This is a genomic window from Paenibacillus sp. FSL H7-0350 (assembly GCF_038593195.1).
Classification (GTDB): domain Bacteria; phylum Bacillota; class Bacilli; order Paenibacillales; family Paenibacillaceae; genus Paenibacillus_AQ.
On sequence record NZ_CP151972.1, the window covers coordinates 4,838,651 to 4,853,790 of the forward strand.

The following is a 15,140-nucleotide window of genomic DNA, read 5'->3' on the forward strand; positions in this document are numbered from 1 at the left end:
TATCGCAAGGTAAAGTGTTATGCCGCTTCGTTAACCAGTGGAACCCTGAATAAGAAAGCCTCCTCTGGTTAACGTGATCCCGTCAGCTTCAAATAAATATTCTCAAGCAGCTCTGTGGTATGCTGCCACTCATACATCAGCAGCGCATCACTTCTGCCTTGTAGTCCGATCCTGGCGGCAAGGTCGGGATTGCGGCCGATCTGCAGCATACGGCTGGCAAAAGCAGCAGGGTTCCTGTACTGCTTCACCAGAAAGCCGTTACGGCCCGAATCGATAATCTCCCGAATTCCGCCGTTGCTGGAGGCAATCACCGGCAGCCCCGAGGCCATCGCCTCCACATTCACCAGCCCGAAGGCTTCATGCTGCTGGGAGGGGCAGATGAAGCAGTCGGCAGCCTGATACATACTGTGGATATCCTCATGGGGAATATTGCCGAGAAAAGACACCTGTACGCCCAGCCGCCGGGCAAGGGCTCTCAGCTGCCTGAGGTACGGCGGCTTCCCCTTGCCCGCGATCAGCAGCCGGGCGGGTATATGCCGGTTCAAGCGGTGCATGGCCCGGAGCAGCACAGGCACTCCCTTGCGCGGAATGACCCGGCCTACGAACAGGACCGTGAAGCCGGGGCCAAGACCATGCAGCGTGCGCAGACGCGCCTTCTCCTGCACAGACACAGGGGTGAAGCGCGACAGGTCTGCCCCCAGAGGAACCACGTGAAGCTTGCTGCGGATACCGGGGAATCTTCGGGTAAGCCGCTGTTTCAGGGAGCTGCTGTTGGCCGTGACGGCATCGGCCAGGGCGAGGCTGCGGGCAATGGCGGGCTCCTGGGGCACGAATGTGAGAGAGTGAAGGAATATCATCACCGGAGTGCCGGGTGACTGCCGCTTCACAGCCGCCGCCAGCCGTGGCCGGTTATCGATCTGAATAAGATCGAACGGCTCGGCGGCTTCCAGGAATGTAAGGACGGAGCTGCGGTACCGGGAAGGGGTGCCTGAGGGCAGCCGGATGAACTTGACCTGCTCGAGCTCATCCGTGTCAGGAAGACCGGCGGCTCTGCGGCTTAGGACGGTTACCTTATGTCTCTTGGCCAGCCTGCGTGCGATATTCCAGATGCAAATCTCTACAGAGCCGTCCCCGGGAACCGTGAACTGCTCCGGTGCAATCATGCAGATGTGCATTGTAGCTGCTCCTCCCGCTGCATAGTAGATAGGGTTCTTAACCTAACATATGCGTTCAGGCGTGCAGAAGACACAGGAGCAAGCAGGGAACGGCCGTCTGCGGCCTAGCTGCCCGTCTGTTTAAGAGTAACGGCAATGACTCCGGCAATCGTCTGTTCATACTCCAGGATCTTCAGCTTTCCCGCTGCGATCTGCTTGTACCCGGAGACCATAGAAGATAAGGATTGTCCGGCCAGAGCCGGATTCTGCTTGCGGATAGCCGCTTTGAAGTCGCTCCAGTCTGCTGTTAGCCGCTTGTTCAGGGCAGAGACTGCGCTTTTCTGCGATTTGATTAGGCCTTGTGGCCTGTCAATGCCGGATAGGGTCTTGCGGGCAGCGGCCATCCGGCGCGTACGGGTATCCTTGGCGGCCTTGAGCAGCGCTTCCTTATCGCGAATCTCCTGGCGGGCTATCTGGACCAGCAGCTTCATGGCTTCCGACTGGGCCTTCAGGACGGAATTCAGCGTCTTGTCCTTCAGTCCCTTGAGCAGGGAGATCCGCTTGTTCAGCGCGCTGTATTGATCGAACAGCGGCTGATAACGCTGCTTGGCACTGCTGAGCGCGGCGCTCAGCTTGGTGATGGAAGCCTGGTCCATATTCTTGATGGACTCCCGGACTGCATTCAGCGCCTCAGTATTCTGATCATGAAGCGTCCTGATCTGCACCTCCCGGCTGTCATACCCGGCAGACAGGACGGTTAACTCTGTGAACTGGCTCTTCATCCGGGCGCGGGCTGTGCTGTCCGCCTTAGCAGCAGTCAGGTCAAAGGAAGCCTGAACCGATGAGGTAATCACCGCCGCCGCTGCCGAAGCCGGACCGGCCGGGAAGCTTAGGGCAAGGGCAATCAAGACGGACAGCAGCAGACAACTTGGCTTATACAGATTGTTCATTTACATTCCTCCGCTTGTCTTCATGTCCCGGAACACAAAGAAAGCACCCGCAGTAAAGGCCAACAGGCCTCTATTACGGGTGCTTCCGGCGTAATGAGTCACGAAGATAGTTTTGCTTTTAAATATAGGGATAACCGTATATTTTGTCAATAATTTCAATTTTAACTTTTAGAAATCAAGGGCTGGGCTTCCATTTCATTCTGTGACAGTCATAGCGTATACTGTGAAGGTAGAAATGGCAGATGAAGAACAGCAGAGGGTCTGCGGAAGCGAACGCCAGCCCGGGATGAAGGAGGTCCTATGTAATGGATAACTTGGCTAGTAATAACAGCATTCTCGATCAAGCCTTCGAATTATCTCCGGTGGGGATGGCGGTATTGTCTCCGGAAGGAGGCAGATGGATGAAGATTAACCCTTCTTTTTGCAATATGCTGGGCTGCACTGAAGCTGAGTTTCTCTCAGGGACTCTATCGGGGGCGGGCCGGGAATTGCACGAGCAATTCTCTATTCAGCGAATCGGGATAGAGCTTGCACAACAGCAAGGACAGCATCTCCAGATAGATCAGCGGTTCTCCGGCCGTGACGGGTATCCGTTCTGGCTCTCCCTGACCTTCATTCCGGCGCAAGAGGAGCTGTCCGGCCAGACTGTTATTGTATATGCACAGGATATAACAGACCGCAAAATTGCAGATCAGCTAACCGTAGACAGCCGTGATCTGTACAATTTATTCATAAAAGACGATCAGAGCATGATCTCCTTCTCCCTGCCGGACGGGACGATAACGTTCATATCACCGTCCTCCTACTCCCTGATCGGGTATCATCCGGAGGAGATTATCGGCAGGAACCGCGCAGAATTCTATCACCTGGACGATGTTGAGGCTATCAACAGCTCCGGCGGTCTGCTGAAGAACAATATCTCCAGCCGCCGCCTGCGCCATAAGGAGGGTCACTATCTGTGGTTCGAGACCTCCTTCCATGTGATTCGCAATGAGAAGGATGAAATCACACGGATTATGGGAATTGGCCGTAACGTCACCCGGCGCAAGCACAGCGAGGAGGCCCTTGCGTCCGCTCAGCGGGTAGCCAGAATAGGCTCATGGGGCTGGGATCTGCTAAAGGGTAGAGTCACGTTCTCCGATGAGCTGCGGCGTATTCTGCAATACAGTGTGGAGACAGGCCATGTGAATCAGAATGCCTTTCTGACACTGGTCCATCCGGAAGATGTTCCGATTCTGAGGGAGGCCGTCGAACGGGCTAGGGGACTGGGGGAGCCGGGGAATACGGCTTTCCGGATGATTCTGCCGGATGGGGAGGTCCTGATGGTGCATGTCCAGTGGGACGTTATCCCGGGACCGGAAGGCAGGCCAGCCCAGCTGTTCGGCATGATGCAGGATATTACCGAGCGTATGCATATGGAGGAGCAGCTGCGGGAGAGTGAACGGAACTTCCGGCTGATGTCAGAGAATTCCCTTGACCTGATCTCCCGCCATGCGATAGAGGACAGCCTCTTCCTGTACTGCTCGCCGGCCAGCCGGTCGCTGCTCGGCTATGAGCCTGAAGAGATGATCGGCACCAGTGCCTACGATTATTTGCATCCCGATGATCTGGAAATGATTCTGAATCAGATGGCGGAGAGCGAAGATTCTGGATTGATTCCCCCGGCGTCCTACCGCTATCGCCACAAGAACGGTACCTATGTCTGGTTTGAGACGAACAGCCGTTATATTTTTGATGCGCAGGGCCGGAAGACAGAGATTATTGCGGTAGGACGTGACATTACTGAACGCAAGCAATTCGAATCGAAGCTGCAGGAGAATGAGCAACGCTACAAATCCCTGTTCGAGTATAATCCGGCGGCGGTGTATTCCATGAATCTGCAAGGGGATTATCTGACGGCGAATGCCAATCTGGAGAAGCTGAGCGGCTACTCGCTGGAGGAGCTGCTGGGGAATTATTTTGGACCGCTGGTCGCTGGCAAAGATATTCAGAAGACGCTGCATCATTTCACCCTTGCCAGCCAGGGGGAGCCGCAGAGCTATGATCTGACGCTGATTCACAAAGACGGGCACCCGGTGGAGATCAATACGATTAATATTCCAATTGTTGTAGATCATCAGGTGGTAGGGGTGTATGGAATTTCCCGCGATATCACAGATCATATCAGGTACACGGAGCAGATCGAGAAGCTGAGCAATGATTACACTCTGATCCTCAATGCCGTGTCCGAAGGGATATTCGGTCTGGACAACGAGGGGAAGGTCACCTTTATTAATCCTGCGGGGGCGCATATGCTGGGCTTCGAATGTGATGAGATTACCGGGCAACCTTACCTGTACCCTATCCAGCAGACCGCGCTCGACGGCAACCATTACCGGCCGGAAGAGTCTCCGCTGATGCGGGCAGTCCGGGCAGGAGAAGCCCACCAGAGTCTGGATGCGGTGCTGTGGCGCAAGGACGGCTCCAGCTTCCTGGCCGAGTACCAGGTTACCCCTCTGTTCGACAAGGGTGAGCGCAAGGGTGCGGTCGTTGTCTTCCGTGATACTACCGGGGAGAAGGAGATTATCAGAGCCAAGGAGCTGGCGGAGAAAGCCGACCAGGCCAAATCGGAATTCCTTGCCATCATGAGCCATGAGCTGCGTACACCGATGAACGGAATTATGGGTATGACCGATCTGCTGGCTGAGACGGAATTGACGGAAGAACAGCGGGGATATGCGCAGATTATCAGCGATAGCAGTGCATCCCTGTTATATATTCTTAATGAAATTCTGGATTTCAGCAAAATCGAGGCCGGTAAAATGACGCTTACCCACGAACCGGTATGTCTGGCGGAATTGCTCGACAATATTACGGAGCTGTTCATGCCGAAGGCCCGTGAAAAGAATATAGAGTTGTCCTGCCGCATGGCTGCGGATGTGCCGGAGCTGATTATGGGAGATGCGGCCCGGCTGCGCCAGGTGCTGGTGAATCTCGTCAGCAATGCCGTGAAATTCACCGAGACGGGACAGGTCTCCATTCTGCTGAGCAGAGAATATAGCAGGGGCCGCAGGAAGCTGACGCTCAAATTCAGCGTGGCCGATACAGGCATTGGCATCCCTCCTGAGAAGCAGCCGCTGCTGTTCCAGTCCTTTTCGCAGCTGCACCCGTCTATTAACCGCAAGTATGGGGGAACCGGACTGGGTCTGGCGATCTGCAAAAAGCTGGTGGAGCTGATGGGCGGTGCCATCACTGTGGAGAGCGTAGTCGGGGAAGGATCTAATTTCTATTTCATCCTGCCTGTAGATATAGAGCTGGAACCGGAAGGCGTCTGGGAGGATACGGTGATCGTCTCTGAACCAGCGTCGGCCTCTGAACGGATTAGCAGCCCGGAAGAAGGCGAACCCGCCTCTGAATTTGGGACTCTGCGTATATTGGTGGCGGAGGATCATCCGGTGAATCAGAAGCTGCTGGTGACTATGCTGGACAAAAGAGGCTATGCCGCCGATCTGGTCGATCATGGCGAAGCGGCGGTGCAGGCAGTGCTCCGTGAGCGGTATGATCTGGTATTCATGGATGTTCAGATGCCGGGGATGAGCGGGCTTACGGCAACGGCCAGAATCCGCGAACAGGCCCCTGCTCCGCACCAGCCGTATATTGCAGCCGTGACAGCGTATGCCAGAAAAGAGGACCGGGAGCGCTGCTATGCGGCGGGCATGGATGACTTTGTCAGCAAGCCGTTCCTGGCTGCCGATATTGACCGGGTGCTGGAGCATTGCAGCCATAGGGTATCTCTATGAGCCGGAAGCCTTCCGGGGAGCGCCTGAAGGCGAAGGCGTATACACAGTGGGAGACAGGCGTAGCCTCGCCTTCCTCAGCCTGCGGGCCGGCGACCATGGCCGCCCTCGTGGAATATTGGCATTCGCATAGGGGCCGGACGTTTATTCCGGGTACCCGTCATTTTGATTCCATGGCCGCGCATATTAACTACATCTACGCCCATCATGGCGGGACGCCCTGGGGCATGAGCACACGCAGCTTTGTCAGAGGCCTCCGGGCTTACATCGGCGCAGCCCTGCCGCCTTTAAGTAACCGCTCCGGCCTGATTAAGGTATCCGTGTTCAATGATATCGGGCGCTACCGGGCCGAGATTGATGCCGGGCGTCCGGTCGCGCTCAAATTCGACAAGTGGTTCAGCCTCCGCTGGCGCGGAAGATATGCGTATGATTATCATTGGGTGCTGGGAATCGGCTATGAGGATGAAGAGGACGGCTCCTGCAAGCTGGTTGTCCATGACAACGGGGTGCGGCATCCGGGCGGCGGTTATACTCCGGGCAGAGAACGGCAGATCTCTTATTCAGCGAATAAAAGAATACTTACGATGGTATCGCTCAACCTGCCGGAATCTCCAGATGTGCAGTAACAGACAAGCAGGAGATAGTAGTGCATCAGATTTAAAATGCTGGAGTCAGGGCTCCCCTGTGCTGGAGGAATCGGTGCAACGAACGGAGAGAAACTCCTATTCTGGAAGGAAGCCACCTTTAGCAAGTAAAGAACTCCTTGGAGTAAAGAGACAGGCATTCAGTTCGTAGCGAATCATATCAGAGATAAATGTATTCTATGCAACTAAAAACAGTGAGACGGGTGGACTCCCTCTTCTAATTGTAGTCTGTACAACTAAATATGCCCGGATTGGCGAAACGGTTTAACAACCTTATCCATCCTTTTATATCTGATGAGCTACTAGTCTGCTTCAAGATAGTGGCCGGGCTGGGGAAGGATATCTGCTGTGCCCCGGCTTTTTTGAAAGATAAGAATGTATATGCTTCGCCCTATCTTTATCTTTCTCGCTGAAACGGTACCGTCCTTACAAAGGACGGCAATGCAGTTTCCACTTGCATCGTGTGATTCAAACGTTTGCACAAACATGGTGGTTAGGATAAAATTTCATATAGAGAAAAACAGAGTTGAATAAATACTTGAAATTGTGCCGTATATTTAGTTAAGGGTAAAGGAGGCGGTATGCCTTGTCAGTACAGAAGGAAATGAAGGAACCGATTGATTACGGGGACCCGGCGGCTACCGGCGGAATCTCCGTCTTCGACCGGAGTTTCGATGAGCTGTTCAGCTATGACGGTGAGGATCTTGGCCTAACCTATTCGGCGTCCGGCTCAGCGTTCTGTCTCTGGGCCCCGACGGCCCAGGAAGCGGAGCTGGTGCTCTATCCATCCTGGAAGGATGCTGCGCAGCGGCAGATTCCCATGGTGCGTGACGTCCGGGGAACCTGGAGACTCAGCGTTCCGGGCGATCTGGACGGAACGTTCTACACCTATAAGGTGCGCATCGGTGATCTATGGAATGAAGCAGTGGACCCGTACGCCCGCGCGGTCGGCGTGAACGGGGACAGAGGAGCTATACTGGATCTGCGCAAGACCGATCCCGCGCGCTGGACGCAGGATAAGCCGCCGCTTGCGGACCCGGTGGATGCGGTGATCTATGAGCTTCACCTGCGTGACTTATCGGTTCATCCTGCCAGCGGGATTACGCATACAGGGCAATACCTGGGTCTTGCAGAAGCCGGCACCCGGGGTCCTGAGGGCATTGCCACCGGTCTTGATCATATTGGCAGTCTCGGTGTTACCCATGTGCAGCTGCTGCCTATCTATGATTATGCAACAGAGAGCGTAGATGAGACCCTTCTTATGGAGCCTCATTATAATTGGGGATATGATCCCAAGAACTACAATGCTCCTGAAGGCTCTTATGCGTCAGATCCGTATGTTCCGGGCCTGCGCATCCGGGAGCTGAAGACGATGATTCAGGCAATTCATGACCGCGGCCTGCGTGTGATCATGGATGTGGTCTACAATCATGTGTATGACGGCTTCCGCGTCAATTTCACCAAGCTGGTCCCCGGCTATTATTTGCGGTACAAGCAGGACGGGCGGTTGTCGAACGGCTCAGGCTGCGGGAATGACACTGCCTCTGAGCGGAAGATGATGTCCCGTTTCATCGTGGAGTCCGTGTTGTACTGGGCTAAGGAGTACCATATTGACGGCTTCCGTTTCGATCTGATGGGACTTCATGATGTAGGAACCATGAATGAGATCCGCTGCCGTCTGGATGAGCTGGACCCCTCGATTATGACCATTGGCGAGGGCTGGGTGATGGATACGGAACTGGCAGAAGAGCTGCGGGCCAACCAGCGTCAGGCCAATGAGATGCCGGGCATCGGGCATTTTAATGACGGCTTCCGCGATGCGGTGAAGGGAAACATATTTCTGCATGACCAAAAGGGCTTCATCAGCGGGGGGATCGGCTTCGAGCGCAATGTGAAGACAGGCATTGCCGGAGCAATCTATTATGGGCCCGGCCTTGGACAATACGCCCAGGAGCCGCAGCAGAGTGTGAACTTCGTGGAGTGCCATGACAATCATACATTGTGGGATAAGCTGGTCTTGTCTACGGCTGGAGCAGAAGACGGGCAGCGCCGTGCTATGCACCATCTGGCCTCGGCTATGGTGCTGACGAGTCAAGGGATACCGTTCATTCATGCCGGGCAGGAGTTCCTGCGGACCAAGGATGGTGTGGAGAACAGCTATAAATCGCAAGTGGAAGTGAATTGGCTGGACTGGGAACGCTGCGCGGAGCATGCTGAATCCGTAGCGTACATGAAGCAGCTGATCGCGCTGCGCGCGGCTCACCCCGCCTTCCGGCTGCGTACCGCAGAGGAGATCCGTGACCATCTGGTGTTCGAGGACGCACCGGTGCAGGCGGTGGCCTTCACACTCCGCGATCATGCCGGAGGAGATTCTGCGGAGCATCTGTACGTTCTGTACAATGCCAACCCGGACGGTGCAGCCCTGAAGCTGCCCGAACTGGGAGCATGGGGCATTGTATTCGGCGAGCAGATCAGCGGGCTGGAGGGCGGCATTTTAACTGCTGCTGGAATAGGAATGATTGTACTTGCTGTAAACTAACTGATAGGTATCGCGATTATAGATAACGCGTCGAAGCAGGCTGCCGGGGCAGTCTGCTTTTTGCTGTGGCGGAAATATGCTTAATGTATGCTGAAATGACAGTAAGCAGCCAAACCAGTAAACAGAGGACGGTAAGTATCGGGAACAAGCTGATCTCAAACATAGAACAGCCAAGACTGGTCTGAACGGCTATAAACATTATGCCAATCAACCAAGCTATGCAGCCTGTATGCAGGAGCTGACGCTGTTTGCCGGGCAGTAGATTCGAATGTTCCAGCAGCCAGGCGGGTAACAATAGGGTTTGGAGCGAATGGAGGCCAATTCCATGTAGTACAATATAATTGCCTCCAGCTCCGGTAAAACGACCTTGTAAACTCATCATGATCAGTCCTGCCAGATTAGCTATGAATACCGACAGCAAGGCATAACGGATACCGATGATAAGTACAGGGCGCGATAATGGAGCCTTCATTTTCAGAAATTGGACAGCAAGCAGGATGCCCGAGATGACAAAAGAAAGAGATACGACGCCAAATAAAGCTCCCGCAAGGATATCCACCGGTCCGCCGGCTTTAGAGAAACGGGGATTGAAGCCCCGGAAATTCTGCAGGGTTTCGATTACATAGCTGTAGGAAGCAGCGGCGATAAAAAGCCGGCGAACCACTTTTCTCATGCGAATGGTAAAGCCTGCAAAGGGCAAGATGGCAGCAATGGATAACAGAAAAATTCCTAAGGCTGCTGCAAACGAGAATACATTTTTAATATTTCCCTCCGGCAGAACAACTGCTCCTTGAAAGAACATATAGACAGCAGCACATCCCGCAATAACAAACCCAAGCAGTCCAAGCATAACGAGCGCTTGTTCACGCTTGAAAATAGATACGGCAGATGTCATCAATTCGTTGAACATAGTAGGCACGGTTCGATCACACTCTCAAATTTATTTATCGATTAATAAATAGTTATCAAAATAATTGCAAGCAGTACCAGATAAGATTTATCCGTTTGCTGCTTGCCCCTGATTCAATTCTTAGTCGTTTGTATGGATTGTTTTATTTCTGATAAATCAAGCACCTCGGATAACGTGACCAGCAACCCCATACTCATAAAACGGATCGTATTTTCTTCCGCATTGGGTAACCCTGCTTTCTGAAATTTGGCAGTCACTTCATCAAAAATAGTCTTATAGAGCTTAGCAGAATGTTGTTTGATCCCCGCTTCCGAGATGGTATAAGCCTGCATAACCATTAATACTTCGGAACGGTGTGTCTCCATTAAGTTGAAAAAACTGCTGCCCATCGCGCCAACCAACTGATCAGCAGGTGCCTCGACTTCCATAAAAGTGTCATGAATCCGATCGTAGGCATGTTTTAACACTGCTATATATAAGTCTTCTTTGTTGTCAAAAAAATGAAAGATGTAGGGCTGTGTAACTCCCGCTGATTTAGCTACCATGGCGGTTGTTGTCCTGTAGTAGTCATTTTCTGCAAATAAGGTCAAGGCACTTTCCATAATTTTTTGCTTCTTATCTTCCTTTGCTGCCATTGTGATCATTTCCAATCGTTTATTTATCGTGCGATAAATAAATCATATAAAAGAAACATTTGTCTGTCAATATTCTGTTTTTTCTAAAAATAAATCATAATTTCACTGAAAACTACTTCATCTGTCGTAGTAATTGTGCTACACTGAACTTAATTACTACGACAGATGAAGTAATAGGAGGCAGGCAATTGATCAGCAGTGATGTGATTAGGGGATACAACGACACGATGATCCTCTACATGCTTCTGGACGGGGAGTCTTACGGCTATGAGATTTCCAAGAATATACGGAAGCTATCGGATGAGAAATACATTATGAAGGAGACCACACTCTATTCGGCATTCACCCGGCTGGAGAAGAACGGTTATATCGATTCCTTCTATCTGGATGAGACATTTGGCAAAAGACGCACCTACTACCGCATCACTCCCCTGGGCCTGGCCTACTACCGGGCAAAATGCGAAGAATGGCAGGTAACGCAGGAAGTTATCAACAAATTCATAAAGGAGCTGTGAGGAACTTGGATACCATCATTGGATACTTGAACAATATGTTCGCATCTCTGCCCAGAACAGAACAGATGGCGATGCTGAAGCAGGAGCTGCTTGGCAACATGGAGGAGAAATACTATGAACTGAAGCATGAGGGGAAGTCGGAGAACGAAGCGGTGGGCATCGTCATTTCTGAATTCGGCAACATTGATGAGCTGGTCAGCGAGCTGGGGCTTGGAGAGGTTCGTAAGGAGGAAGGACTAGGGCTGCCCATGTTGGATGAGCTTGCTGTAGAAGGATTTATCGCTGCCAAAAAAAGATCCGGCCTGCTCGTAGGCTGGGGTGTAGGGCTGATTATGCTAGGCGCTGCTCTGCTTATCCTGATCTCAGGTCTGGGGGAGAACGGGTTCATGGACTCTGTATTCTCTGAGGATGCGATGAGCATGATCGGGCTGGTCTCCCTGTTACTGCTCCTCGTTCCTGCTATCGCGTTATTCATCTACAGTGGCACGAAAATGGAGAAATACAAATATTTGGAGTCCGGGTTCAGTCTGCCGTATCCGCTGGAGGCATATATTGAGCAGAGACAGTCGGCTTTTGCCGCCACCTATACGTTGTCGCTAATTATGGGTGTCGGTTTATGCGTATTGTCGCCGATTGCCATCTTTGTAACTTCTGCATTCGGAGATGAATACAGCTCCTACGGGGTAGCCGTTCTGTTGACTATAGTGGCTGTAGCCGTGTTCCTCTTCGTGTATTACGGGAATATCCGGGGGGCTTATCAGAGACTGCTGAAGACCGGTGATTTCAGTGAAGCGAAGAAGGAGGAGGACCGGTTTGTCGGTGCGGTTGCCGCTGTGATCTGGCCGTTGGTTACTTGTGTTTTTCTGGTGAGCGGTTTTGTGTTCGACCAGTGGGAGATCAACTGGATCGTCTTCCCGTTAACTGGCATTCTGTTCGGGGTGTTCAGCTCGGTCTACAATATGTTCAAGAAAAAAGATGCTGCCTGAGTCTGCTGTGCACGATTTGCCACATAACGTTAACACAAAAGGTGATATTGCTCATGTTCCCTCCCTGCGGGTAGGTGGTAATATGAAGGCATTTATTCCCCTTATTATAACCGTGCAAGAGCCTGTACCGGGGTGATATGAAGCCCCGTTATAGCCTCTTGCTTCGCTGCTTTACAGTGACAGAATAACGGACGGTGACAGAAGAGTGTGTTTCTTTTTGGAGCCGGGTGTGGGCATGAATGCCGTCTATTACCTTTCGGCGGCCAATCAGAGAGACTCGGAGGATGACAGGGATGGGTAAAACAACCGGATTTATAGAATATCAGCGGCGCACGCCTGCTGAATGCGAGCCGCTGGAGCGGATTAAGAACTGGAATGAATTCTCGGTTCCGATGGAGGAAGAACAGCTGCGTGAGCAGGGTGCCCGCTGTATGGATTGCGGAACACCGTTCTGCCATGTCGGGCGTATGTTGTCAGGGATGGCCAGCGGCTGTCCGCTGCATAATCTGATTCCAGAGTGGAATGACATGGTCTACCGCGGCAACTGGCAGGTTGCGCTGAAGCGCCTGCACAAGACGAATAACTTCCCGGAATTTACGGGACGCGTCTGCCCTGCGCCTTGTGAAGGCTCTTGCACAGTAGGGAAGAACGGTGATTCGGTAACGATTAAATCGATCGAGAAAGCGATTGTAGATAGAGGGTTCGCGGAAGGCTGGATCGTTCCTGAGCCGCCGCTTACCCGGACAGGCAAGAAGGTTGCCGTCGTAGGCTCCGGCCCTGCCGGGCTTGCCTGCGCTGCCCAACTGAACAAGGCGGGACACAGTGTAACGGTCTATGAGCGGGCTGACCGGATCGGCGGACTGCTGACCTACGGTATTCCGAACATGAAGCTGGATAAGAAGAAGGTGCAGCGCCGGGTAGATCTGCTGGCTGCGGAAGGCGTGACCTTCGTCACCCGGACCGAGATCGGCAGAGATATTACAGCGGCTCAGTTACAGGAGGAACATGATGCAGTGGTTCTCTGCGGCGGATCGACCAAAGCGCGTGATCTACCGCTCGAAGGCCGCGGGCTGCGCGGCATTCATCAGGCGATGGAGTTCCTGACGCTGAACACGAAGAGCCTGCTGGATTCCGAACTGGCTGACGGAGAGTATCTGTCCGCGGCAGGCAAGGATGTTGTCGTCATCGGCGGCGGAGATACGGGGACGGACTGTGTAGCCACTTCGATCCGCCACGGCTGCCGCAGTGTGATCCAACTGGAGATTATGCCGCAGTCACCGTTGACCCGCCAGCCGGGGAACCCGTGGCCGGAATGGCCGAAGGTGCTGAAGGTGGACTACGGACAGCAGGAGGCGGCTTCGTTATATGAAGAAGATCCGCGCCGCTATTTGGTCAATACCAAGCGCTTCGTGGGCGATGCAGGCGGACATGTGCAGGAGCTGCATACAGTGCGTATTGAATGGAAGCGTACGGAAGACGGGCGGATGGCCCCGGTAGAAGTGCCGGGCAGCGAAGAGGTTGTTCAGGCGCAGCTCGTGCTGCTGGCGCTGGGCTTCACCGGACCGGAAGAGACGGTGCTGGAACAGCTTGGCGTGGAGCGCGATGAGCGCTCCAACGTGAAGGCAGAGTTCGGCGCGCAGGCAACGAATGTGGAGGGCGTCTTCACCGCCGGCGACATGCGGCGCGGCCAGAGTCTTGTAGTGTGGGCGATTAACGAGGGCCGCCAGGCTGCCCGCGAGGTAGACCGCTTCCTGATGGGCTCGTCCAATCTGCCTTGAGGCTTGCTGATTAAGTAAGTTGCAAGTAGACGCTAAGGCAAGCGTTACCCTCCAAGGAATGTCTCTTCTAGAGAGGCCCTGTTACGGGGCGCCCTGGCAAGAACCGTCCTGTTAGGAGACGGACCGCTAAGAGACGCCCTGTTATGAAACGCCCTGTTAAGAAACATCCTGCTTAGAGACGCCCGCCAGGGCGTCTTGCTTTGCGTTCACTCGGCTGAGGCGTTTACAATGGATGCAGAGGTGTGACGAACCTCTTTCACTAATTTTCTGTTAATACATTGTGCAAACCGTGATGCACCCGATTGTTGCATACATTGCAGTTTTGGTGCATTGATATATGGGAGTTTAGGCGAAATGTTGCACAAATAGCAGGAAATCATCCCGCAATTCAGCTTGAAGGAGAAGGAATCCTGCCTTTTATGCAACAATAGCTGATTTGTGCCGGAATGGTGCGCGGAATGTTGCATTTAGGGCAGGATTTTATAGAGAGTCACAGCAGTTGTTCAACCTATATGGATAGAGAGGAAGCGTAAGAATGAAGCTGATGTTCATTTCCGATATTCACGGATCACTGTACTGGCTGGAACAGGCGCTGGCGAAGGCGGACGAGGAGCAGCCGCACACGCTGGTTATTCTGGGGGATTTCCTGTATCACGGACCGAGGAATCCGCTGCCGGAGGGATATAATCCGCAGGGGGTCGCCGACAGGCTGAATGCTTATAGCGAATCGGGCAAATCGTTGGCGGCGGTAAGAGGTAACTGTGATGCCGAGGTGGATCAGATGCTGCTGCACTTCCCGATGATGGGCGACTATGTGCTTATTCTGCATGAAGGCCGCAAAATCTACGCCACCCACGGGCATGGCTTCAGCATCGATCACTTACCTGCGCTCGCCCCGCAGGATGTGTTCATTCAGGGGCATACGCATCTGCCGGTGGCAGAGGTGAAGGACGGCATTAATGTGCTCAACCCCGGATCGATTGCGCTGCCCAAGGAGAACAACCCGAACTCCTATGGCGTTCTGGAGAACGGTGAGTTCAGCATTAAGGATTTTGAGGGCAACATCATCAAGCGTATCACTCTGTAAAATCGATTCATCCCTGAGGTCCTCTGATTGTAGTCCTGCAATCTCTCTGATTAGAGTCTCACAGTTTTTCTGATTACAGTCCGCAGATTATTATGCTTCTATGGCAGTCCCTCTGGATATTTCCAGAGGGATTATTGCTGCGCAGCAATTGAGCCCACCGGCATAT

General features: G+C 53.2%; 11 protein-coding genes. 7 read left to right on the forward strand and 4 right to left on the reverse strand.

The features are described from left to right. Nucleotides 1-68 precede the first annotated feature (68 nt). Entirely contained in the window at nucleotides 69-1,163 is a 1,095-nt protein-coding gene (locus NYE24_RS22195) for a glycosyltransferase family 4 protein (RefSeq protein WP_342476699.1), read from the reverse strand. A 116-nt stretch (nucleotides 1,164-1,279) separates the two neighbouring features. Beyond that, entirely contained in the window at nucleotides 1,280-2,104 is an 825-nt protein-coding gene (locus tag NYE24_RS22200; protein ID WP_342476700.1) for a hypothetical protein, read from the reverse strand. 305 nt (nucleotides 2,105-2,409) lie between these two features. On the opposite strand from NYE24_RS22200, the gene NYE24_RS22205 reads away from it, so the two are divergent. From NYE24_RS22205 to pulA, 3 genes are all read left to right on the forward strand, one after another. Beyond that, nucleotides 2,410-5,883 carry a PAS domain S-box protein gene (locus tag NYE24_RS22205; protein ID WP_342476701.1) on the forward strand — a complete coding sequence of 1,158 codons (3,474 nt, stop codon included), beginning with the start codon at nucleotides 2,410-2,412 and terminating at the stop codon, nucleotides 5,881-5,883. Beyond that, a complete protein-coding gene (locus tag NYE24_RS22210) occupies nucleotides 5,880-6,506 on the forward strand; it encodes a C39 family peptidase (protein WP_051493578.1) in 627 nt (208 codons plus the stop codon). The genes NYE24_RS22205 and NYE24_RS22210 overlap by 4 nt, the downstream gene beginning before the upstream one ends. Before the next feature lie 604 nt (nucleotides 6,507-7,110). Continuing rightward, nucleotides 7,111-9,063, forward strand: coding sequence for a type I pullulanase (pulA, locus tag NYE24_RS22215; protein WP_342476702.1), 1,953 nt, complete (start codon nucleotides 7,111-7,113; stop codon nucleotides 9,061-9,063). A 16-nt stretch (nucleotides 9,064-9,079) separates the two neighbouring features. Here pulA and NYE24_RS22220 read toward each other — a convergent pair whose 3' ends face one another. Both NYE24_RS22220 and NYE24_RS22225 read right to left on the reverse strand, forming a co-directional pair. Continuing rightward, the gene (locus NYE24_RS22220; protein ID WP_342476703.1) at nucleotides 9,080-9,973 is read right to left on the reverse strand and encodes a hypothetical protein; all 894 of its coding nucleotides are present in this window, start codon (nucleotides 9,971-9,973) and stop codon (nucleotides 9,080-9,082) included. Between the two features lie 113 nt (nucleotides 9,974-10,086). Next, complete coding sequence (locus NYE24_RS22225; RefSeq protein WP_342476704.1) at nucleotides 10,087-10,608, reverse strand: TetR/AcrR family transcriptional regulator; 522 nt, start codon at nucleotides 10,606-10,608, stop codon at nucleotides 10,087-10,089. Between the two features lie 188 nt (nucleotides 10,609-10,796). On the opposite strand from NYE24_RS22225, the gene NYE24_RS22230 reads away from it, so the two are divergent. The 4 genes from NYE24_RS22230 to yfcE all read left to right on the forward strand — a co-directional run bounded on the left by NYE24_RS22230 (nucleotide 10,797) and on the right by yfcE (nucleotide 14,974). After that, complete coding sequence (locus tag NYE24_RS22230) at nucleotides 10,797-11,123, forward strand: PadR family transcriptional regulator (protein ID WP_076161743.1); 327 nt, start codon at nucleotides 10,797-10,799, stop codon at nucleotides 11,121-11,123. Nucleotides 11,124-11,128: 5 nt separating this feature from the next. Then, nucleotides 11,129-12,109: a permease prefix domain 1-containing protein gene (locus tag NYE24_RS22235; RefSeq protein ID WP_342476705.1), complete on the forward strand. Its 981-nt coding sequence runs from the start codon at nucleotides 11,129-11,131 to the stop codon at nucleotides 12,107-12,109. 293 nt (nucleotides 12,110-12,402) lie between these two features. Beyond that, nucleotides 12,403-13,887, forward strand: coding sequence for a glutamate synthase subunit beta (locus tag NYE24_RS22240; RefSeq protein ID WP_036695592.1), 1,485 nt, complete (start codon nucleotides 12,403-12,405; stop codon nucleotides 13,885-13,887). Between the two features lie 535 nt (nucleotides 13,888-14,422). Further along, nucleotides 14,423-14,974 carry a phosphodiesterase gene (gene yfcE / locus NYE24_RS22245; protein WP_341028413.1) on the forward strand — a complete coding sequence of 184 codons (552 nt, stop codon included), beginning with the start codon at nucleotides 14,423-14,425 and terminating at the stop codon, nucleotides 14,972-14,974. The last annotated feature ends 166 nt before the right edge of the window (nucleotides 14,975-15,140 follow it).